The sequence below is a fragment of the Porphyromonas cangingivalis genome, from assembly GCF_900638305.1.
GTDB classification, from domain to species: domain Bacteria; phylum Bacteroidota; class Bacteroidia; order Bacteroidales; family Porphyromonadaceae; genus Porphyromonas_A; species Porphyromonas_A cangingivalis.
On sequence record NZ_LR134506.1, the window covers coordinates 132,209 to 152,204 of the forward strand.

Annotated in this window: 16 protein-coding genes and 1 riboswitch; of the genes, 9 read left to right on the forward strand and 7 right to left on the reverse strand. The window is 49.7% G+C overall.

What is annotated here, in order from left to right; translation table 11 throughout:
- Window position 1 precedes the first annotated feature (1 nt).
- The 7 genes from EL262_RS00555 to EL262_RS00585 form a co-directional block, all read right to left on the reverse strand.
- The gene (locus tag EL262_RS00555; protein ID WP_025838665.1) at window positions 2–454 is read right to left on the reverse strand and encodes an acyl-CoA carboxylase biotin carboxyl carrier protein subunit; all 453 of its coding nucleotides are present in this window, start codon (window positions 452–454) and stop codon (window positions 2–4) included.
- Window positions 455–498: 44 nt separating this feature from the next.
- Window positions 499–714: a hypothetical protein gene (locus tag EL262_RS00560; protein WP_025838667.1), complete on the reverse strand. Its 216-nt coding sequence runs from the start codon at window positions 712–714 to the stop codon at window positions 499–501.
- A gap of 12 nt (window positions 715–726) precedes the next feature.
- Entirely contained in the window at window positions 727–1,650 is a 924-nt protein-coding gene (locus tag EL262_RS00565; RefSeq protein ID WP_051522765.1) for an OadG family transporter subunit, read from the reverse strand.
- Between the two features lie 12 nt (window positions 1,651–1,662).
- Complete coding sequence (locus tag EL262_RS00570; RefSeq protein WP_025838671.1) at window positions 1,663–3,216, reverse strand: acyl-CoA carboxylase subunit beta; 1,554 nt, start codon at window positions 3,214–3,216, stop codon at window positions 1,663–1,665.
- A gap of 57 nt (window positions 3,217–3,273) precedes the next feature.
- Window positions 3,274–3,690, reverse strand: coding sequence for a methylmalonyl-CoA epimerase (gene mce / locus EL262_RS00575; protein ID WP_036848745.1), 417 nt, complete (start codon window positions 3,688–3,690; stop codon window positions 3,274–3,276).
- A gap of 184 nt (window positions 3,691–3,874) precedes the next feature.
- Window positions 3,875–4,210: a rhodanese-like domain-containing protein gene (locus EL262_RS00580; RefSeq protein WP_025838673.1), complete on the reverse strand. Its 336-nt coding sequence runs from the start codon at window positions 4,208–4,210 to the stop codon at window positions 3,875–3,877.
- Window positions 4,211–4,766: 556 nt separating this feature from the next.
- Window positions 4,767–6,236, reverse strand: a complete 1,470-nt coding sequence (locus tag EL262_RS00585) for a PepSY domain-containing protein (RefSeq protein ID WP_078735780.1) — start codon at window positions 6,234–6,236, stop codon at window positions 4,767–4,769.
- 214 nt (window positions 6,237–6,450) lie between these two features.
- Here EL262_RS00585 and EL262_RS00590 point away from each other — a divergent pair, with 214 nt between their 5' ends.
- From EL262_RS00590 to EL262_RS00630, 9 genes are all read left to right on the forward strand, one after another.
- Window positions 6,451–7,032, forward strand: a complete 582-nt coding sequence (locus tag EL262_RS00590) for a DUF5063 domain-containing protein (protein ID WP_025838674.1) — start codon at window positions 6,451–6,453, stop codon at window positions 7,030–7,032.
- 10 nt (window positions 7,033–7,042) lie between these two features.
- Window positions 7,043–7,756, forward strand: a complete 714-nt coding sequence (locus EL262_RS00595) for a 3'-5' exonuclease (protein WP_025838675.1) — start codon at window positions 7,043–7,045, stop codon at window positions 7,754–7,756.
- 4 nt (window positions 7,757–7,760) lie between these two features.
- On the forward strand, window positions 7,761–8,966 hold the full coding sequence (locus EL262_RS00600; protein ID WP_078735778.1) for a class I SAM-dependent rRNA methyltransferase: 1,206 nt from the start codon (window positions 7,761–7,763) through the stop codon (window positions 8,964–8,966).
- A gap of 309 nt (window positions 8,967–9,275) precedes the next feature.
- On the forward strand, window positions 9,276–10,925 hold the full coding sequence (hcp, locus tag EL262_RS00605) for a hydroxylamine reductase (RefSeq protein WP_036850040.1): 1,650 nt from the start codon (window positions 9,276–9,278) through the stop codon (window positions 10,923–10,925).
- A gap of 42 nt (window positions 10,926–10,967) precedes the next feature.
- Window positions 10,968–12,212 (forward strand): DUF438 domain-containing protein, encoded by a 1,245-nt coding sequence (locus EL262_RS00610; RefSeq protein ID WP_025838676.1) that lies wholly within the window; start codon window positions 10,968–10,970, stop codon window positions 12,210–12,212.
- Window positions 12,213–12,492: 280 nt separating this feature from the next.
- A riboswitch (cobalamin riboswitch) is annotated at window positions 12,493–12,682 on the forward strand.
- Between the two features lie 165 nt (window positions 12,683–12,847).
- The gene (locus EL262_RS00615) at window positions 12,848–14,026 is read left to right on the forward strand and encodes an ABC transporter substrate-binding protein (RefSeq protein ID WP_234394751.1); all 1,179 of its coding nucleotides are present in this window, start codon (window positions 12,848–12,850) and stop codon (window positions 14,024–14,026) included.
- Window positions 14,027–14,072: 46 nt separating this feature from the next.
- Entirely contained in the window at window positions 14,073–15,104 is a 1,032-nt protein-coding gene (locus tag EL262_RS00620; protein ID WP_025838682.1) for a FecCD family ABC transporter permease, read from the forward strand.
- A 12-nt stretch (window positions 15,105–15,116) separates the two neighbouring features.
- Window positions 15,117–16,124 (forward strand): ABC transporter ATP-binding protein, encoded by a 1,008-nt coding sequence (locus EL262_RS00625; protein WP_126464323.1) that lies wholly within the window; start codon window positions 15,117–15,119, stop codon window positions 16,122–16,124.
- 25 nt (window positions 16,125–16,149) lie between these two features.
- A complete protein-coding gene (locus EL262_RS00630; protein ID WP_078735776.1) occupies window positions 16,150–19,893 on the forward strand; it encodes a cobaltochelatase subunit CobN in 3,744 nt (1,247 codons plus the stop codon).
- Window positions 19,894–19,996 lie beyond the last annotated feature (103 nt).

Genomic DNA, 19,996 nt, shown 5'->3' on the forward strand with positions numbered 1-19,996 from the left:
CTTAGCCAATAGTTACGAGGGTAGCACCTTCTTGGACGTTGTCTCCTTGAGAAACCGCGATCGAGGTTATGGTACCATCCCTGTCTGCCTTGATGTCATTTTCCATCTTCATTGCCTCGAGGACAAGGATGCGCTGGCCTCTCTTGACTTCGTCACCCACCTTGCAGTGTACTCCGATGATGACTCCGGGGAGTGGTGATACCACCGGAGCACCGCTACCCCCTGCTGCAGGTGCTGCCGCTGCAGGTGCAGGAGCAGCTGCCGGCTTGGGAGTGGCTGTTGTGGTAGGACGGGATACAGGAGTAGGCTTAGGCATTTGCTTTACCTCTTGTTCTTTGTCGAGCTCCACCTTGTAAGTGCTCCCGTTGACTGTGACTTCTGCCACATTGCCTTCGATACTATTGATCTCCACACGGTATTTGATACCGTTGATGGTGTAGTTAAACTTTTTCATTATGATTAAGTGTGTTCTTAACTTGTTCGCTAATAAATTTAATCCTATCTCCTTGGTAGCTCCCTAAGGGTAAGCGTCTTCATTGCCCATGGCGAAGTCGTGCGATAAGCACGTTTAAAGGTGAGCACCCTGTGCTCCTCATCATGAGGCATAGAGGTCGCTTCATAAAGAGCCATTGCTATCGCTGTGTAGACATCATCTGACACATTTGCGGCACTTTTCTTCTTTGCCGGCGTCTTTTTAGTGTTTTCTTTTTTCATATTTGATGTCATTTATTTCTTAGGTGAGGGATTATGTGACTGTCTATGTCTCTGAGGACGTTCAGTGAGGGTGTGTATCTTCGAACTCCAAGGAGAGTATCTTCTACGCACTCTGTCGATGGTGATCACCGTGCTCTCCTCGTCATGGAACGAGTTGGCATGCTGGTGAAGAGCCATTGCTATTGCAGCGTAGACGTCCCCAGGGATGTCGAGGGAAGCCTCTGCCTCCTCGTGTGATGCTCCCGCACTTACAGACTTCTTCTTCACCAACTTCACCGCTGTCCTTCCGATCATCTTGAAGATGATGTAGGCGACTATGAGTGAACTGAAAACGACGAGCATCGATATAAGTGTCGCTACGATACCACTTCTGTCGTGGGTCTTGAAGAACTCTGTGTTTCCTTGTGCTATGATGAGCTTGTTGTTGGCTTTTGGGGTAGGACTTTCAGATACTGTAAAGCTCCCTTTACCGTCTTCTGTCCTTGCGTAGCTTTCGTCAGCTCTCAATCCCGATGGGATGGTGACTTTGTCGATCAAGGTCTTCCCGTCAGAGTCAAAAAGGGCAAGGGTGCTCTCTTGCTCAGGATCAAGGACAACGCTTGCATGGAAGGTGCCACGCTCTTCTGCTCCATCCAGCCAGACGATCTTGTGTTGGCGAGGGGGGATGAGCGTCTCTCTGTCTCCACGAGGGATGGGATACTTGGTGGGCTTGGTGATGTCATCGGTGAGAAAGCATCCTCCAAGGTTGAGGGTCGCGGCGGAGGTGTTGTATATCTCCACCCACGCACCTCTGTTGCCATATCCATCCATGATACTGCTTTCGTTGACAAGGAGCACTTCGTTGATGCGTAGCGAACGCACCGACTGAGCCCATGTCGATAGCGAAAGCATCGACAGCACTAAGATGATACCCCAGTTGATGGTATTTCTTATCATCTTCGTTTGAGATTATAGAGGGATGTTGTCGTGCTTCTTCGCAGGGTTGGTCACCTTCTTTGTCTGTAGCTGGTTGAGTGCTCTGACAATGCGGAAACGTGTGTTGCGAGGTTCGATGACATCATCGATGTAACCATAAGAAGCCGCGTTGTAAGGATTTGCGAATGCTTCACGGTATTCAGCTTCTTTTTCGAGAGCTGCCTTGGCAGGATCTTCTGCATTGGCTACCTCCTTAGCAAAGACCACTTCCACAGCACCGGCAGGGCCCATGACTGCGATCTCAGCCGAAGGCCAAGCGTAGTTGACATCACCACGGAGGTGCTTAGAGCTCATCACGATGTAAGCACCACCATAAGCCTTACGTAGGATGACGGTTACCTTAGGCACTGTTGCTTCGCCATAAGCATAGAGTAGCTTTGCACCGTGGGTGATCACACCGTTGTACTCCTGACCTGTGCCCGGAAGGAAGCCCGGTACATCGACGAGAGAAACGATGGGGATATTGAAGGCATCACAGAAGCGGATGAAGCGAGCACCCTTTCGAGATGCGTTACAGTCCAAGCTACCTGCCATCACACGAGGTTGGTTGGCTACGATACCTACTGACTGACCTCCAAATCTTGCGAAGCCGACGATGATGTTTTGAGCGTAGTCCTTGTGTACTTCGAGGAACTCCCCGTTGTCGATGATAGATCCGATGACTTCGTACATATCGTAAGCCTTGTTGGGGCTCTCAGGGATGATTTCGTTGAGTGCATCATCGAGACGATCCACAGGGTCTGTGCACTCGTAGTAAGGAGCCTCTTCGAGGTTGTTTTGTGGGATGAAGCTGATGAGATGACGGATGAGGTCGAGACCTTGTTGTTCGTCATCCACGGCAAAGTGAGCCACACCTGACTTTGTCGTGTGTACATCAGCACCACCGAGTTCTTCTTGAGTCACATCTTCATAAGTCACAGTCTTCACGACCTTAGGGCCTGTGAGGAACATATAGCTTGTCCCTCTGCACATGATGTTGAAGTCCGTGAGAGCAGGCGAATATACAGATCCTCCTGCACAAGGACCAAAGATCGCTGAGATCTGAGGAATGAGTCCCGAAGCAAGGATGTTGCGCTGGAAGATCTCTGCGTAACCCGCAAGGGCATTGACACCCTCTTGGATACGAGCACCACCCGAGTCATTGATACCGATGAGAGGTGCTCCCATCTTCATGGCCTGATCCATCACCTTACAGATCTTCATTGCGTGCATTTCACCAAGAGCACCACCGAAGACGGTGAAGTCCTGAGCGAAGACATACACGAGACGGCCGTCGATGGTACCACTACCTGTGACGACACCATCACCGAGGAACTTTGTCTTGTCCAGACCGAAATTGGACGAACGGTGCTGTACAAACATGTCTGTCTCCTCGAAGCTCCCTTCGTCAAGGAGCATCTGGATACGTTCGCGGGCAGTGTGCTTGCCCTTTGCGTGCTGGCTGGCGATACGTTTTTCGCCACCACCCATGCGAGCTTGTGCTCTAAGATCTATGAGTTCTTTGATCTTTTCTACTTGTGTACTCATACTGTATATTTTAGATAAATTTTGATGTCTTGTTCGTGCCCTGTGAGCCGAGTCTGATTACTTCGCTTCTGTTGGATGACAACAAAGTTCGGTAAGCACACTTCTCGTTGATTTAGGATGAAGGAAGGCGATATTGAGCCCTTCAGCACCCTTACGAGGATGGGCATCTATGAGGGATACTCCTTTTTCTTCGCACTCTCTCAAAGATGATTCCACATCAGGTACTGCAAATGCGATGTGATGCACGCCTTCTCCCTTCTTTTCGATGAACTTAGCGATGGTGCTGTCCTCGGATGTGGGTTCGAGGAGTTCGATCTTGGTTCCTCCGACTTTGAAAAATGCCGTTTTCACCTTTTGGTCTTCAACTACTTCGATGTTGTAGCACTTTAGACCGAGTACGCCCTCATAGTAGGGTAGGGATTCTTCGATGCTTCTGACCGCAATCCCGAGGTGTTCGATGTGAGAAATGTTCATAATAACTTCATTTTAGGGTCGAGCAGGTAATAACATTACCATACCTGCTTCAAGTGTTATTGACTACTACTAAACAGTAGCTGTTCATTCTTTACCAATTGCAAATATACTTACTTTTTTGCACAAGGATGTTTGTTTTGTGCAGTTTTTTATGATCCTTCGGAGGTGAAGAATAATAAAAACATCACTTACGACGGTCCAATGCCGCAGAAACCTCTTCCCAGACCTTGGCATTGTGCACCTTCTCAAACCCTTTCTCTTTGAGGAGGCGGTGAGCCATGGAGCTACGTCCACCGCTTGCACAGTAGACGATGATCGGACGATCCTTGGGCAGTTCGGAAGTCCTCTCTGCGAGTTCGTCGATCGGGATGTTGATGCTGTTGTGGACTTTGCCCTTGCGGTACTCATCGGCTGTGCGTACGTCCAAGAGTACTGCGCCGTCTCGATGTACGAGGTCATATATATCTTGCATTGATAGGGATGAAGAAGCACCGAATAGTTTACCAAATATAGAATTCATGTCGTTTTGTTTTTGTTGTAAATGTGTTCCGACCGCATTCTCTGCTCATACAGCAGACGAGAGTATCGGTCATAAAAATTGGGTGATACAACCACCCAAGCAAATATAAAGAAATTTCATTGCGTATCAAAAGTTTAACCATCCCCATTTTGAGGGAGTATTTCGCATTTGGACTTAGCTCTATAGGTCGCTCCACGGTAAAAGGTCTGGAGATCGGAATTGACTCTCCGTTTCTGTGTCTTTTTGTGTTGCTTTTTGGGGGACTTTTTTATTGTCATTTCTTTCTTTGAACTTGCCCAAATCGTTTGTTACACTCGATATCATCATGCCCATAAAAAAGTCGTTAGACTTGTTTCATCGATTCGTAAGACTTTCGTCATCGAATCTTACGACCTTTTTTGTCGTCTCCTAAGACTTTTTTCAGGATGACTTGCGAGAGAGTGCTTGGGGAATGAGAGGGTGGTGTGATCGGATAAAAACAAGGTGGCAGGCGATCGGATGGAATTTGTGCTTTCCGATCGCCTGCCACCTTGCGGTTATCGTTTGACTTTAAGAGTTATTTTCGTCTCTTTCGGGTGAATAACCTCTTGATATACTTGATGCCCAGTACAACGCCTGTGAATGATACCACGGTGCCACCGATGAGCAGGATCCACAAGAAGATGTCTCGTGCAAGAGGGTTACCTACAAATGGCTTGACCTTGAACGTGTGGAATGCCGGATATATCCATCTCTCGATCCTGCTACGTGCCGTATAGTGTCGTGTGCGGCCATTCTCTGCGCTGACATAGAGTGTGGTGCGGTCGTTGTCTTGGACTTCTACCCGATAGGCCGGAAGTGGTGTCCGACGGGGATTGCCTCCGTAGTAGTTGTCGGGCTCTGTCATCAGAGTGATGGTGTACGGACGTCCGAGGACCTTGTTCAGTTTGCCCTCGACCTCCTGCTGTGTGAGTCGGAACGGTCTGACCTCGTTGCCGACGACTTCGAGGGTCAGTGACTCCTCGGTCGTCTGTACGGTGTAGAACTGACGGTCCTCATACCTTTTGAGACCGATCTCCTTCACCTCTCCGGGATAAGCAGCCAAGATGGCACGGTAATCGCCTTGGAGCTCATTGAGGACAAGGGGCTCTTCGTCGAAGAGTCGCTCTGAGAGGGTCGTGTCTTCATTCTTCATAAACCATTTGGGCAACGAGTTGAGAGACATGAATCCACTCAAGATGAACATGAAGACAAAGAATCCGAAGAAAAATCCTGTGATGTGATGCCACTTAAAGTCCCATTTTTTGTACGGACTGCGGAACTTCTTTCGTCTCTTCCATACAACGACATACGAGTATATACCCATGACACCCCCGGCAAGACACATGATCGCACCAAGTCCCGACAGCCAGGATACGACCGAATTCCACAACTTGGCATCTTGTCTCAGTTGCCAGAAGTACAAGAAGTGGGGGATAGGTCCCAGCCATGCCCAAAATCTGTCAGACTTCGTCACGAACTGAAGGGCTTTGCCCGTCGTCGATGAAACATAGAGGTAAGACTTGTCAGGATCATCGTAAATGAACTTGTATATGGGGAAATGTGAGCGGAACGAAGACATCGGGATCCACTGCTCCAGCTGCCTCAGTGTGTCCACTCGTGCGATGTTGCCATTCGCAAAGCGTTTTGCGTAGCTCTCTATTTCGGCAAATGTCACTTCTCCAAACTTGACCTCTTGCAACAGAGTGTCCGCAGATAGTTTGAACTTGCCCTTGTCCGTGGAGATGTTGAAGAGGGCTTGCTCTCTCTCCATCTCGATCGACAGCGAGCGGATAGAGGCACTGTCCGGAAGGACGCCCGAAAGGAGCTGAATGTCGGGAAGACTGTCGGGGAGAGAGGTCTGGTACTTGTGTATGATCCTATTGACGTTCGGAAATCGCTTATAGATCATCACCATGCCCGAGATAAACCACATGAGGAAGAGGACGGACAAAAGTGTCCCCAGTATCTTGTGTATCTCTCGCATCAAACGAATAAAAAGTCTCATAATCTTACAATGGCTTTATCTTGGTGAAATAATATAGTGTTATGTCTTTCGTTGGATGTTTATCTTCGACAAAGATAAAGTTTTCTGTCATTGTATGACCTATGTCCGTAATACAAAAGAGGTTGGCGAGCAGATATGTTTCTTGTCACAAAACTCTCGTGCAATTAGAAGGTATTTCATTAACTTTGTATTACAATACTTAGACCATCATCGAATGAATAAAAACATATACCGGGATGAGATCATCGCTTTCGTGACTCAGGCTGTCAGGTACTGTGCCCTATTGGCACCCGATGCCTCACAAAAGTGGGATACAGAGACGATCACCAACTGCCGAAAGATACTCGCTACGCTGTATGCGACTGCTTTGTCGCTACCTGCGATGGCGACAGATCCTTTTGCCAGCCTTGAGCGTGTGGTGACGGAGCAGGACTACGAGAGAGTAAAACGATTGCTCGAAGCCGTCTTTGCCGAAGAGGATATGTTTCTGGATACCGAAGTCTACGACATGGTGTACTCCGAGACCCCGATAGGTATGAGTTTGTCCGAGCTCATGGCAGATCTCTATCAGTACCTCATGGATGCCATGTGGGTGTATCGTGAGGGTGTCGAGAGCCTCAAGGAGCAGGCCATTGCCGAGATCGCTTATACATTCAGGTATGAGTGGGGCACCAAGTTGCTGACCGTCCTTCGCCAACTCCATCGTATAGATGCCAATACATCAGAGGGTAATACCGGATATGACAGCGATGAATGGGGTGATGAGGATTTGTCCGAATTGTATGACGAAGCATAAAAGCACTTAGATGACAGATCTGACAAGAGAAATCAGCAAAGACGAACTGAACGAACTGCCCATAGAGGTCATCCCTATCCCCGTCGAGGTGATAGATGAGACGACTCCCATCGATCGGGTGGGGGAGGTGTGCGACTTGCTCAGATCTTCTGAGATTGTCGGGTTTGACACTGAGACGAAGCCGAGTTTCACGAAGGGGGTGACACACAAGGTGGCACTCCTGCAGTTGGCCAATGCCGAGCGATCCTATATCTTCCGACTTATTAGACTTTCGGACGAAGCCAAAGCTCCTTTGAGAGCGATCATAGAGGATAAAAAACTCATAAAAGTGGGCGTGGGCATACACGACGATGCAAGGATCCTTCGGAGCGATTATGAGTGGACACCGGCGGGAATGCTGGAGATCCGACGGCTTACGGTCGAAAATCAGATGCAGGTAGGCTCCCTCTCCAAGATATATGCACTCCTCTATGGTAAACGCCTTACCAAGGGGCAGCGTCTCTCTGATTGGGAGAAGGAGACACTCACCGAAGCACAGATCAACTATGCCGGATTGGACGCATGGGCAGGACTGCGGATATTCGATGCGCTCAAAGATGTCTTCAGGCCGGCGATGGTGGAGAATGTCTTTGAGCCGATGAAGAAGACCGTCCCGAAGGCTCGTTCGTTCAGAAAGAAGCCTCACTCCACACGCAAACGAATCAGCGATAAGCAAGAAGAATAAAGATATGAAACGCAAACGCATAACCATAAAGGACTCAAGACTCAAAGCAGTAGAACGCAGGCATCCATGGATATTCTCCATGGGGATACGTATGGACAGTGATGCCGACCTTAAGGCCGGTGACTCCGTGTCCGTCTTCACGAGGGATGGCGAGTGCTTGGGGCATGGCTATTACGAAGAGGGCTCGATCGCTGTCCGGATTCTTTCGTTTGACGAAGGTGCAGACATCGAGAGTGGCGACTTCTGGTACACCCTTCTGAAGGAAGCACATCATCTTCGTCACTCTTTGGGGCTTGTTCGCGACGAGTCGATCTATCGCCTTGTGCACGGTGAGGGAGATTATATCCCCGGACTTATCATCGATATTTATGGGGATGTAGCGGTGCTACAAGCTCATACGATAGGCATACACCGACGTCGCAAGATGATCGCAGGGCAACTGATGAAGGTCTACGATGGTGCACTCAAATGTGTCTACTACAAGTCCGAGACCACTCTGCCCAATAAGCAAGAGGATCACGAGCGAAGCGGTATCCTCGCCGGTGAGTGGCAGGAGCCTATTTGTGACGAAAACGGCATTCGTATCGTACCGGATATACTAAAAGGGCAGAAGACAGGATTCTTCATCGATCAGAGGGAGAATAGAAGCCTTCTCGAAAGATATAGCAAGGGACGAAAGGTCTTGAATATGTTTTGCTACACGGGTGGCTTCTCTCTATATGCGCTCAGGGGTGGCGCAGAGAGTGTGGTGTCGGTGGATAGTTCGGCCAAAGCCATAGACCTCACCAATCGCAATGTCGCCAACAACTTCGATGCTTCTGTCGTCGCCCGACATGAAGCCCATGCTGCGGATGCGTTCAAGTTTTTGGAAGATATGGAGTATGGTGCGTATGACCTTGTCGTCCTCGATCCTCCGGCTTTTGCCAAGCACAGAGGTGTACTACACAATGCTTTGCAGGGTTATCGACGCATCAATGCCGAAGCGATCTCAAAGATGCCCGATGGTGGTATCTTATTTACTTTCAGTTGTTCGCAAGCTGTGTCACCCCTACAGTTCAGACAAGCCGTCTTCACTGCCGCACTGTCTGCCGGTCGTCACGTGAGGGTACTCCAAGTCCTCAGTCAGCCTGCCGATCATCCCGTCAGTATCTATCATCCCGAGGGCGAATACTTGAAGGGTCTCGTACTTCATATCGGGGGCAAACTCTGATTTTGTAAGACATACTTTCCGTCAGGGGACAGATTTCATTCTGTCCCCGTCCAGAAAACACTCTGTTTCCCCGACAGAAATCATTCTGTCATCCGAGAGAATCTGTACTCGTGAGAGCACACTTCTTTAGGTTTGTCGGTGTTGACTTTGTGTTTCTTTTGATACGTTATGAAAGTGAGAAACGTTATTTTTTGTGAAAGTTTTAAGATGTAACTTCGGTTACGTTTTTAGCGAATATCTCCCCCTACCTTTGCGGTACAGAATCAAGATAATACTCATCACAAAAAAAACGATAAAGCTATGGGACAGATGTTTTGCTATCAATGTCAAGAGACTTCTAAAAATCAAGGTTGTACGGTTGTGGGCGTTTGCGGTAAGACCGCAGATGTGGCTAACCTCCAAGACTTGCTTCTCTATCTCTGCAAGGGAATATCTCACATCACTGTAAGGCTCAGAGAAAAGGGTGTAGAACTTCCCGAGATCAACAAGTTTGTGGTCGACAGTATGTTCATGACGATCACGAATGCCAACTTTGACAAGTCTCGCTTCATCACTCGTATCCGTATAGCTCAGGAGCTTCGTGATTCTGCGAAGGCTCACCTCCTTTCGATCGGCGGTAACCTCGATGATGTCACTTTCGATGGTATCTCTTGGAGTGGGGAGACCGAGATGGAAATGGCTACCAAGGCTGTGGAGGTAGGCATCCTTGCTACCGAAAATGAAGATGTGCGTTCGCTGCGAGAGTTGACCATCTATGGGCTCAAGGGTATGGCCGCTTATGCCGAACATGCCTACAATCTCGGTTACGAAGACGGTGAGATCTACGCATTCATGCAAAGAGCTCTTGTCGCTACGACCAACGACGGTCTTTCGGCTGATGAGCTTACAGCTCTTGTCCTTGAGACAGGGAAGTTCGGTGTACAAGTCATGGCCCTTCTCGACAAGGCCAATACCTCCAGCTATGGTCATCCTGAGATCACCAAGGTCAACCTCGGCGTGCGTAACAATCCCGGTATCCTCATCAGTGGCCATGACCTCAAGGATATGGAAGAGCTCCTCAAGCAGACCGAGGGTACAGGTGTCGATGTCTATACACACAGCGAGATGTTGCCTGCGAACTACTATCCAAAGTTCAAGAAATACGAGCACTTCGTCGGTAACTATGGAAGCTCTTGGTGGCATCAGATCGAGGACTTCGAGAACTTCAACGGTGTCGTCCTCTTCACGACGAACTGTATCGTCCCACCTCGTAAGACTTCTACTTACGCAGACCGTGTGTACACGACAGGTGCATCAGGTTTCGAAGGTTTCAAGCACATCGAAGATCGCAAAAACGGACAGCCCAAGGACTTCTCTGCTCTCATCGAGCATGCCAAGAAGTGCCTCCCTCCAAAGGAAGTAGAGACAGGCGAGATCATCGGTGGGTTTGCGCACAATCAGGTCATTGCCCTTGCCGATAAGGTCGTCGAGGCTGTCAAGAGTGGAGCTATCCGCAAGTTCTTTGTCATGGGTGGTTGTGACGGTCGTATGAAGGGACGTAACTACTACACTGAGTTTGCCGAAAAGCTTCCACACGACACAGTCATCCTCACTGCGGGTTGTGCTAAGTACCGCTACAACAAGCTTCCTCTCGGCGACATCAACGGTATCCCACGTGTCCTCGATGCAGGTCAGTGCAACGACAGCTACTCTCTCGTGAAGATCGCCCTTGCGCTCAAGGAAGCCTTCGGTCTCGAAGACCTCAACGATCTCCCTATCGCTTACAACATTGCATGGTACGAGCAGAAGGCCGTCATCGTCCTCCTTGCACTCCTTCACTTGGGTGTCAAGAACATCCACTTGGGGCCTACACTCCCTGCGTTCTTGTCTCCTAACGTTGCCAACGTTCTCGTAAATGCCTTTGGCATCGCCCCCATCACCGAAGTGGACGAAGACTTGCGCCACTTTCTTGGGGCTTAATCAGCTGCAATACTAAACCTTCCCACAAAAAACACTGTAATCATGAGTGAGTACATCAACAACGCATCAAGGAGAAAGGAAGAACTACGAGAACTCCTTCTCCAGATACATAATGGTGAGCAGGCCGATGCCGTGAGAGACCGTCTCATCGAACGCCTACGCTCTATCCCATACAATGAGGTGGTCGAGGTCGAGCAGGAGCTCATCAACGACAAGCTCCTCACCGAGGAGGAGATCCTCAGCTTCTGCGACCTCCACACTGCAGTCCTTGACGGCAGTATCGACCTCGAAGGGGCAAAGCCTGTCCCAGCAGGACATCCTGTGGATACGTTCAAGAAGGAGAACAGCGCCATCCGTCTTCAGATCAAGGACTTCTATGCCCTCGTTGAAGCTGTGAAAGGCATCTCTGACAACCAAGTCCCGGGCTATCTCATGCAGCTCCGTACGATCCTCAACAACTTTTGGGACGTCGACAAGCACTACAAACGCAAGGAGTATCTTCTCTTCCCCTACCTTGAGAAGCATCACATCACAGGACCTCCCAAGGTCCTCTGGGGCAAGCACGACGAGACTCGTGCACAGCTCAAGGCTTCGGTCGAAGTTCTCAAGGCCGGCATCTCTACTGCTGATGCATTTCGTGATGCTCTCACATCTACCATCGCACCTGCGGTGGAGATGATCGAGGGGATGATCATGAAAGAAGAGGAGATCCTCTTCCCGATGTCTATGGATGTCTTGAGCGACGAAGAGTGGTACAAGGTCTACCAAGAGACGCCAGAATTTGGCTACACACTCATCGATCCGGAGGATGAGTGGAGGCCCGAAGGCGTGGATAGTACTTCGGAAAGTGCAGCGGTCAATGCACATAGTGGAGCCATTCGTCTCTCGTCGGGCAACTTCAACATCGAAGAGCTCGAAGCCCTCTTCATCCACCTGCCCATCGACATCACCTTTGTCGATAAGGATGACAAGGTGAGGTTTTTCTCTCACAGTCCCAAGCGTGTCTTTGAGCGCAACAGATCCATCATCGGTCGTGATGTGCGTATGTGTCACCCTCCGGGTAGTGTCCATATTGTGGAGCAGATACTTGAGGACTTCAAGGCCGGTAGAGAGAGTAAGGCGGCATTTTGGTTGTCCAACTTCATGGGACGCTTCATCCACATCGAGTACACAGCCGTCCGTAATCCTGAGGGCGAATACCTCGGTGTCGTCGAGGTCACTCAGGACATCTCACACCTGCGTGCGCTCGAAGGCGATCAACGCCTCTTGTCATACGAAAAGAAATGAAAGAACCATAGGTAAGAAGAACTAAAAAAACACTAGACTCCATGTTTATTGTGCAGATCAAATAACTAAAAACTCTTTTTTTTGACAATGTAAGACTTTTGGTCTGTTCGTCCCCTCCCACAGGCTTCAAGCCACCTGTGCGGAGGGGCTTTTTTGTGGTATGTCTCCCTATCTGACACAATGAGAAGAGGGCATTTCCGAATTGATACAAAAATTATCTATCTTTGTCTTGCTATTGATGTGGGGCGAAGTTTCCCCACAGACACTATTGAGGTTCCCCAATTTTGAGAGTGCTATCAGTCTCTCATGAGAATGGGATTAAAAGGGAAGTCGGTGCAAAGCCGACACTGTCCCCGTAGCCGTAAGATCATCATGGTACTGTACGATGCCACTGTCTTTGGATAAAAGAGGATGGGAAGGCGCAGTACTTCGGATCGAGTCGGAAGACCTGCCTCTTTAGGATAGCCGATGTTTCTCGGGTTGAAGAGACTGATGATGACATTAGTATGTGGAGAGTGTCTGCCTTTATTCGTCATATAATTGGCGAGAGTGCAGTATGTCCTACTACCAAATGTTTGTTTCGTCTACGATACCCCATTGAGTAATTTGATGGTAAAACATAAAATAGGTATCGTATGATGAATATCTCCAAACTATTGGGAATATGTCTCCTCATCCTCATCTGTGGCTCATGTACTCCTTCTGCCAAGAGTGGTGAGACGACTCAGGGCATGGATGCGGTGAGTGACTCTCTGGATTTCGCTTTTCCTGTAAGAGTCGAATATGCTCAGGGCTTTTCCGTCCAAAATCATGACACACACAAGGAACTTGTCATCTATACACCGGGGACACTTGATACTGCCGGTTATTATGTCCTTTATCCTCGTTGGACCGATGCCCCTCATGTGGTGTCGCCCAAGGCGAAGTTGATCCCGGTCCCTGCCCTTACCCTTGCGTGTAACTCTTCGACAGAGATCGGGGCTCTCTCCATCCTCAAGATATACGACAAACTCATCGCTTGCAGCAACCCTCACTATGTCAATGATACGATCGTCCAACGTCGCATCAAAGAGGGTTATGTCCAGGGGATAGGGCGAGGTATGAGCCGAGATGTGGAGTCGCTGATCGGCTTACATCCCGAGATCTATCTTCAGGATGTTTATAGTGCGACAGATAAGGACGAAGACATCATGGCTTCGGGGATCAATATAGTTTATTACAACAACTGGAAGGAACGCAATCTCCTTGGCCGTGCCGAGTGGTTCAAGGTCATGGCGATGCTCTTCGGTCGTAATGAGTTGGCCGATAGTGCTTTCCAAGATATGGTCTTGCGCTACGAGGAGGCTCGAAAACTCGCTGAAGGAGTGACCGAGATCGTCCCTATCATGTATGGTAAAGACTACAAAGGGGTATGGCATCTCCCCGGTGAATATGCTTATATCACCAACCTTTTTGCAGATGCCAAGGTGGCCTACGATTATGTGCCGGGAGAGCTTGACAACCGTCCTACGAGTTTTGAGTATATTTTTGCAAATCATCGCCACAAAAAGCTGTGGCTCTGCCTCATGACAGGAGAATTGACCACGCTCGAAGACTTCCTCTCACTCAATGAGCGTTACCGTCACTTCGATGCGGCCAAAGAGGGAAATATCTGGGTGGATCGCAAGCTGGTCAATGAAAATGGTGGAAACGACTTCTGGGAAAGTGGGCCTTACCATCCCGATCTTTTGCTCAAAGACATCATCAAGATCGCTCATCCCGACCTGCTTCCGGAGTATGAGACTGTCTATTGGACAAAGCTGACCAATGATTGATAGGATAGTCTTCTCTTTTTCTGACCTTACATAAAAGGCTTTCTCGATGACGCTAAGATCAAGAGTCCTCCTACTCATCCTATTGCTGCTGATCATAGTGGCTTTTGTGCTCGACATCATGTCAGGTGCCGTATCTATCTCGCCCGAGGCCGTCCTTCGTACGCTTTGGAACGGAGACAACGGCGAAACATCAAGCTATGTCATCCATAACTTCCGCCTACCCAAAGCTCTGACAGCTCTCTTTGCCGGAGCCGGTATTGCGATTGCAGGCTTGCAGATGCAAAACCTCTTTCACAACCCTTTGGCGGATACTTCTATCCTTGGGATCAATAGTGGTGCCGGTGTGGGAGTGGCCATGTACACGATGGCTTACAGCTTGTTCCCTTCGGTAGCGATATTCAACTCCGGAGTATCTACCTGGGGTATCATCATCTCGGCGTGTATCGGTTCGTCGGTGGTGTTGCTACTGATCTCGGCAGTGGCAAGTAGGGTCAGAAATATAGTCTCGGTGCTGATCGTAGGGGTTATGGTCGGCTTCCTTTCGAGTGCGATTATCTCGATCTTGCAGTTTTTCAGTGATGAAGAGACGCTCAAGACATATCTTTTGTGGTCATTTGGGAGCGTTTCGGGGACGACATGGAGACAACTTCATCTGATGATCCCGATCATCACTGCCGGGCTTGTCTTCGCCCTGCTCATGCCCAAGCAGATGAACGCCCTTGCTCTCGGAGAGAACTATGCACGCTCCGTGGGTACGAATGTCAAGTTCGTCCGCTTTGCCCTTATCGGAATCACCAGTATGTTGGCCGGATGTATCACAGCCTTCACAGGGCCTATTGCGTTCCTTGGGATGGCAGTCCCTCATTTTGTCAGGTTGTTGTTTCGGACGAGTGATCATCGCATACTCATCCCTGCCACGATGTTGTCCGGATCTCTCCTGCTGATCATCTGTGACATCCTGACCCAACTTTTGGGCAAAGGGATGCTACTGCCGATCAATGCATTGACCTCTCTTATAGGTGCACCTGTGGTCATCTTCATCGTGATAAAAGATCATCGTTCGTCCTCTGTTTTATAGTTTTGTTTGGTGATGAGTACAAGTTTCGGACTACAAACCAAAGGCCTTTCTACAGGCTATCGTGATAGGAAAAGGGGTGAACGCATCATCTCCAAGGATCTCAACGTTTCGATAGCTCCGGGAGAGTTGGTCATGTTTATGGGTCCCAATGGGAGTGGTAAGTCTACCCTCATGCACACCATTGCCGGTCTGCTACCCCCTATATCAGGCGAGGTTCTCATTGGAGGAGAGAGCGTGGCGAAGCAGTCGATAGGTCAGATCGCAAAGATGCTCAGTCTTGTCTTGACAGAGCGCATAACGAGTGCGACGATGACCGTCGAGGATGTTGTGAGTATCGGTCGTTATCCACATATCGGCTATCTTGGGAAGTTGTCGGAGTATGATCACAAATTGGTTGCAGAGGCTATTGAACTGTGCAATCTGAGGGGGATGGAGCAACGTACGTTGTCCGAACTTAGCGATGGTGAACGCCAACGCACGATGATAGCAAGAGCTTTGGCACAACAGACCCCGTTGATCCTCTTGGATGAGCCCACGGCACATTTGGATCTTCCCTCTCGTCTTGATGTCATACTCATGCTCCGTAGGCTGGCACACGATATGAAGCGTAGCATCCTTGTCTCGACCCATGAGCTCGATCTTGCCTTGTCCTGGGCAGATACGATATGGCTCTTGGATCGTGAGGGACGACTCACCACGGGGGCGCCGGAAGATCTTGTGCTTGCCGGAAGTGTCGAAAAGACATTCGGCAACGAATGGTTGGGCTACGACTCAGAGGCAGGAGAGTTCGTCACCCGACTTGCAAAGAGTAAGGTCATACACCTCGAGGCCGAAGGGTTGTCATACATTTGGACAAAGAGGGCTCTCGGGCGCATAGGTTATGATCTTGCGACAGACAAACAGCCTGACACTCTTTCTGTACAAGTCAAAGATGGTGTTTGGCACCTTGCTCAAGGCTCGGTGCATCATACAGCCTCCTGCATCAAAGACTTGGTCACTCTGATCAATACCATTACCTAAGATACATTTGACGCTCGACGATACTATGGCTTCTGATTTGACATACCGCATCCTTTACATCCTTGACGGCCATACCTCTGTGGCACCATCTCAAGATGACCCTTCTATCCGAGTGGATCGGATAGGGGTATCTCTCCTTGACAGTGGAGACACAGTAGGATGGAGGTTAGTCAAAGAGGCTGACTTTATATTTCTCTTGACCCACGGCTCGGTGTCTTGCTTTAGGGGGCTCAACCGTCTCTTCGATGAACTCGCAAGTAGACAAGTTCTTTTCGTGTTCTCCAACATGGAAGATGAAGTCGCAGAGCTCCTGCCACGTCTCAAAGTCAATCAAGCGGATTACCTTACCATACAACGCTATATCAAATGCTTTGATGCCGACAATGCCACCCGGTTGCATCGTTTTGTCGCATCGCGTTTTGGAGGGTTGTCCCTCGACTATGAGCCAGCACGGTATCCGCGTTGGCAAGGGATCTATGGCCAAGAAGAAGAGGACGAACAGGTTTATGTCCGCCAACTACTGGATGCGAAGACACGAGGGGTAAGTGTCATAGGTGTCATAGTGCCGTTTTATCTCTGTCGTTCTCACAATCTCCTTCACGTAGACAGTCTGCTCTCCTGTATCGAAACCCTTGGAGCCAAAGTATTGCCCATATTCACGACAGGATCTGAGGACCCTGTCACCGGCGAACAAGGCCTTTCGGTTGCACTGGAAAAGTACTTCTTGCATGACGGTGTACCGATCCCCGACAGCATCATCAACCTTATGCCTTATTCGATGGGAGTCTTTGAGCAGGCGGGGCCGATATGGGCTCGCGAGGATGACAAGACCGGTATCATCGAACGTCTCAATCTTCCCATCTTACAAGCCTATACGACATATCACAGTGCTGAAGAGTATCGTAAGAATGTAGAGGGCTTGGATGCCATTGCACTTATCTCATCGGTTTGTTATCCGGAGTTTGACGGTCAGATAGACGGTTATCCCATAGGTACGAGAGAGCTTGCTGATGATGGGTTGCCTTACTATGCTCCTTTTGCAGAAGGCATCGAGACTGTCGCAAAGCTGGCCTTTCGATGGGCACTGCTCAGGCGCAAACCCAATGAGGAGAAGCGCATCGCCATCATCTTTCACAATATGCCTCCGCGCAACGACAGTATCGGTTGTGCCGCAGGACTGGATTCTCCTCAGAGTGTGTACAATGTTGTCGAAATCCTCAGGAAAGAAGGCATTTATCTTCCCGATCGTTACAAGGATGGTGATGAGATCATCGGTCGCATCATCGATGCTGTCACCAATGACACGGGGTGGCTCGAGGACAAGGAGGTCCTTGCACGTGCCGTGGACAGCATCCCCACATCGCTTTACTTGCGCTGGCACGATCTCTTGACACAAGAGGTACAGACAAGGCTCACGAAAAGCTGGGACAAGGCTCCGGGAACATTTAAGGTCATTGACGACCAGATGCCCGTCCCCGGCATCATCAATGGGAATGTCTTCATCGGTCTTCAGCCCCCAAGAGGTTATGAGGAGCATGCCGAGGAGATTTACCACAGCACAGAAGTCGTCTGTCCGCATTATTATATCGCCTTGTACCGATGGATCCGCCATGTCTTTGAGGCAGATGTCTTCATCCATGTCGGGACACACGGCTCTTTGGAGTGGTTGCCGGGGAAGGAGAAGGGTTTGTCCCGATCCTGTTTCCCTCTTGTGAATGCCGAAGATATGCCCCATCTGTACATATACCATACGGCCATCATCGGTGAAGGGATCCAAGCGAAAAGGCGTTCGGCAGCGGTACTGCTCAATCACATGGAGCCAGCCATGACTGAAGGTGGCACTTATGGCGACTTGACCGACTTTGATGCTTTGGTGAGTAAGTACCTAACAAGCAATATCACCCCTGCTCAGAAGGCATCTCTCAGATCCGAGATCTTGCAACAGGTCGTCACGCTCAACCTTGATAAAGACATCGGTTACTCCGAAGACCAAGAGGTTGATGAAGAGTTGTTCGTCAGGTTGCACAATTGGCTCGGGACGCTCAAAGGATCCATGGTACGTGATGGTCTGCATATATTCGGTCAAGTGCCCGAAGCCGAACGCTTGGAGAGTAGCATCCGTATGCTGTTGAGACTGCCACATGGCAAGATACCTTCGCTTTTGGACGGCTTGGCACGCTATTATGGCTATAGCGAAGATGTGCTGAGAGATACGCCCGAACACATCGTCTCCGAAGGGATGACCGCTTCGATGATGATCGATCGTCTGACTGCACTTTCGAGACAAGTCATCACCTCGATGCTTGCATCGGGATTTGTTCATGCCCCCGATGAGGCAGAGCTCACACATATCCTTGGGAGATGTACGGGAGAGGCTCACTCTCTACGCGCAGTGTTGCAGCTTGCCATCAGTGAGGTTTATCCTCGACTGATGAGAGCCACTGACGAACTGGCGAACCTTTACCTCGGGACTCAAGCCGGATTTGTCCCACCCGGCAAGGGTGGAAGTCCTTGTCGGGGAGCTCTCGACATCCTCCCTACGGGGCGTAATATGTATGCCATCGATCCGAATGAGATCCCTTCGCATACCGCTTATGCCATCGGTATGAATCTCGGTGCACAGCTCTTGGAGCGACAGCTGGAAGATACCGGCAAATATCCCGATAGTATAGCGATAGTCTTGTACTCGGGAGATCAGATGCGCACTTATGGCGAAGATATTGGAGAGATATTGTGGTTGATGGGTTTGCGCCCGCAGTGGTTGAGTGACACCTCAGACAAGGTCGTCGGCCTGGAGGTCATCCCCTTATCCGAACTCGGACGCCCACGTATCGATGTCGTCTCACGTATCTCCGGTCTGTTGAGAGATACTTTTCCCAACATCATCACCCTTATCGACGAAGCTGTCCGCATCGTCGTTGCTCTCGACGAAAGCCACGAGGACAACTATGTCAAGAAGCACTACGATGAGGAACTGGCTCAACTTCTCGAAGATGGCATAGATCCCGAGACCGCACGTCAAGAGGCCGCGATCCGTGTCTTCGGATGTCCTCCCGGTACTTATGGCGGAGGTGTAAATGTACTTGTCGAGACCAAACAGTGGCAAAACAGTGATGATCTCGGCACAGCTGCCATCGCTTGGGGTGGTCATGCCTACACCCAAGGTCTGCATGGTGCCCTACGTAGAGAAGCCTTTGAGCGTCGTCTTTCCAAAGTCGAAGCAACCGTCAAGAACCAAAACATCATCGGGTTCGATCTCTATGACATCGACGATGAGTACATCTATCATGGAGGTATCATTGCTGCGGTGAAGAAGTGTAGCGGACGGACACCACAGTCCTACTATGGGAACACCTCAGATCCCTCACGCAGTATCGTGCGTACTGTGATGGAGGAGTCTGCTCGTGTCATGCGCTCTCGTCTACTGAATCCCATCTGGATCGAGGGACTCAAGCGACATGGATACCGAGGGGCATACGACATCGCGTACAACATGGACAACATATTCGGGTGGGATGCCACGGCAGACACTGTGTTGGACTGGAACTATGAGGCACTTGCCGAGCATTTCGTCGGTAATCCGGACAATCGAGACTGGATGAGAGAGGTCAATCCATGGGCACTTCAAGAGGTGGCCGAAAAGCTCCTCGAAGCTGCTCAGCGTGGGATGTGGAATGCCAAGCCCGAGACCATCGAGATGCTTACGGAGGTCTTTTTGGATTGTGAAGGCCTGTTGGAAGAAGGAGGAAGGAGGTCGACCAAGGAGTAGAACCATCGAAAAAAGTCGTAGGACTCGATGACGAAAGTCGTAAGATTCGATGACGAAGATCGTAAGACTCGATAATGAAGGTCCTATAACTTGATTTTTATCC

Excerpts from the sequence above, each read along its gene's own strand:
- EL262_RS00555 (WP_025838665.1), bottom strand. The coding sequence starts at position 454 with ATGAAAAAGTTTAACTACACCATCAACGGTATCAAATACCGTGTGGAG.
- EL262_RS00560 (WP_025838667.1), bottom strand. The coding sequence starts at position 714 with ATGAAAAAAGAAAACACTAAAAAGACGCCGGCAAAGAAGAAAAGTGCC.
- EL262_RS00565 (WP_051522765.1), bottom strand. The coding sequence starts at position 1,650 with ATGATAAGAAATACCATCAACTGGGGTATCATCTTAGTGCTGTCGATG.
- EL262_RS00570 (WP_025838671.1), bottom strand. The coding sequence starts at position 3,216 with ATGAGTACACAAGTAGAAAAGATCAAAGAACTCATAGATCTTAGAGCA.
- mce (WP_036848745.1), bottom strand. The coding sequence starts at position 3,690 with ATGAACATTTCTCACATCGAACACCTCGGGATTGCGGTCAGAAGCATC.
- EL262_RS00580 (WP_025838673.1), bottom strand. The coding sequence starts at position 4,210 with ATGAATTCTATATTTGGTAAACTATTCGGTGCTTCTTCATCCCTATCA.
- EL262_RS00585 (WP_078735780.1), bottom strand. The coding sequence starts at position 6,236 with ATGAGACTTTTTATTCGTTTGATGCGAGAGATACACAAGATACTGGGG.
- EL262_RS00590 (WP_025838674.1), top strand. The coding sequence starts at position 6,451 with ATGAATAAAAACATATACCGGGATGAGATCATCGCTTTCGTGACTCAG.
- EL262_RS00595 (WP_025838675.1), top strand. The coding sequence starts at position 7,043 with ATGACAGATCTGACAAGAGAAATCAGCAAAGACGAACTGAACGAACTG.
- EL262_RS00600 (WP_078735778.1), top strand. The coding sequence starts at position 7,761 with ATGAAACGCAAACGCATAACCATAAAGGACTCAAGACTCAAAGCAGTA.
- hcp (WP_036850040.1), top strand. The coding sequence starts at position 9,276 with ATGTTTTGCTATCAATGTCAAGAGACTTCTAAAAATCAAGGTTGTACG.
- EL262_RS00610 (WP_025838676.1), top strand. The coding sequence starts at position 10,968 with ATGAGTGAGTACATCAACAACGCATCAAGGAGAAAGGAAGAACTACGA.
- EL262_RS00615 (WP_234394751.1), top strand. The coding sequence starts at position 12,848 with ATGATGAATATCTCCAAACTATTGGGAATATGTCTCCTCATCCTCATC.
- EL262_RS00620 (WP_025838682.1), top strand. The coding sequence starts at position 14,073 with ATGACGCTAAGATCAAGAGTCCTCCTACTCATCCTATTGCTGCTGATC.
- EL262_RS00625 (WP_126464323.1), top strand. The coding sequence starts at position 15,117 with ATGAGTACAAGTTTCGGACTACAAACCAAAGGCCTTTCTACAGGCTAT.
- EL262_RS00630 (WP_078735776.1), top strand. The coding sequence starts at position 16,150 with ATGGCTTCTGATTTGACATACCGCATCCTTTACATCCTTGACGGCCAT.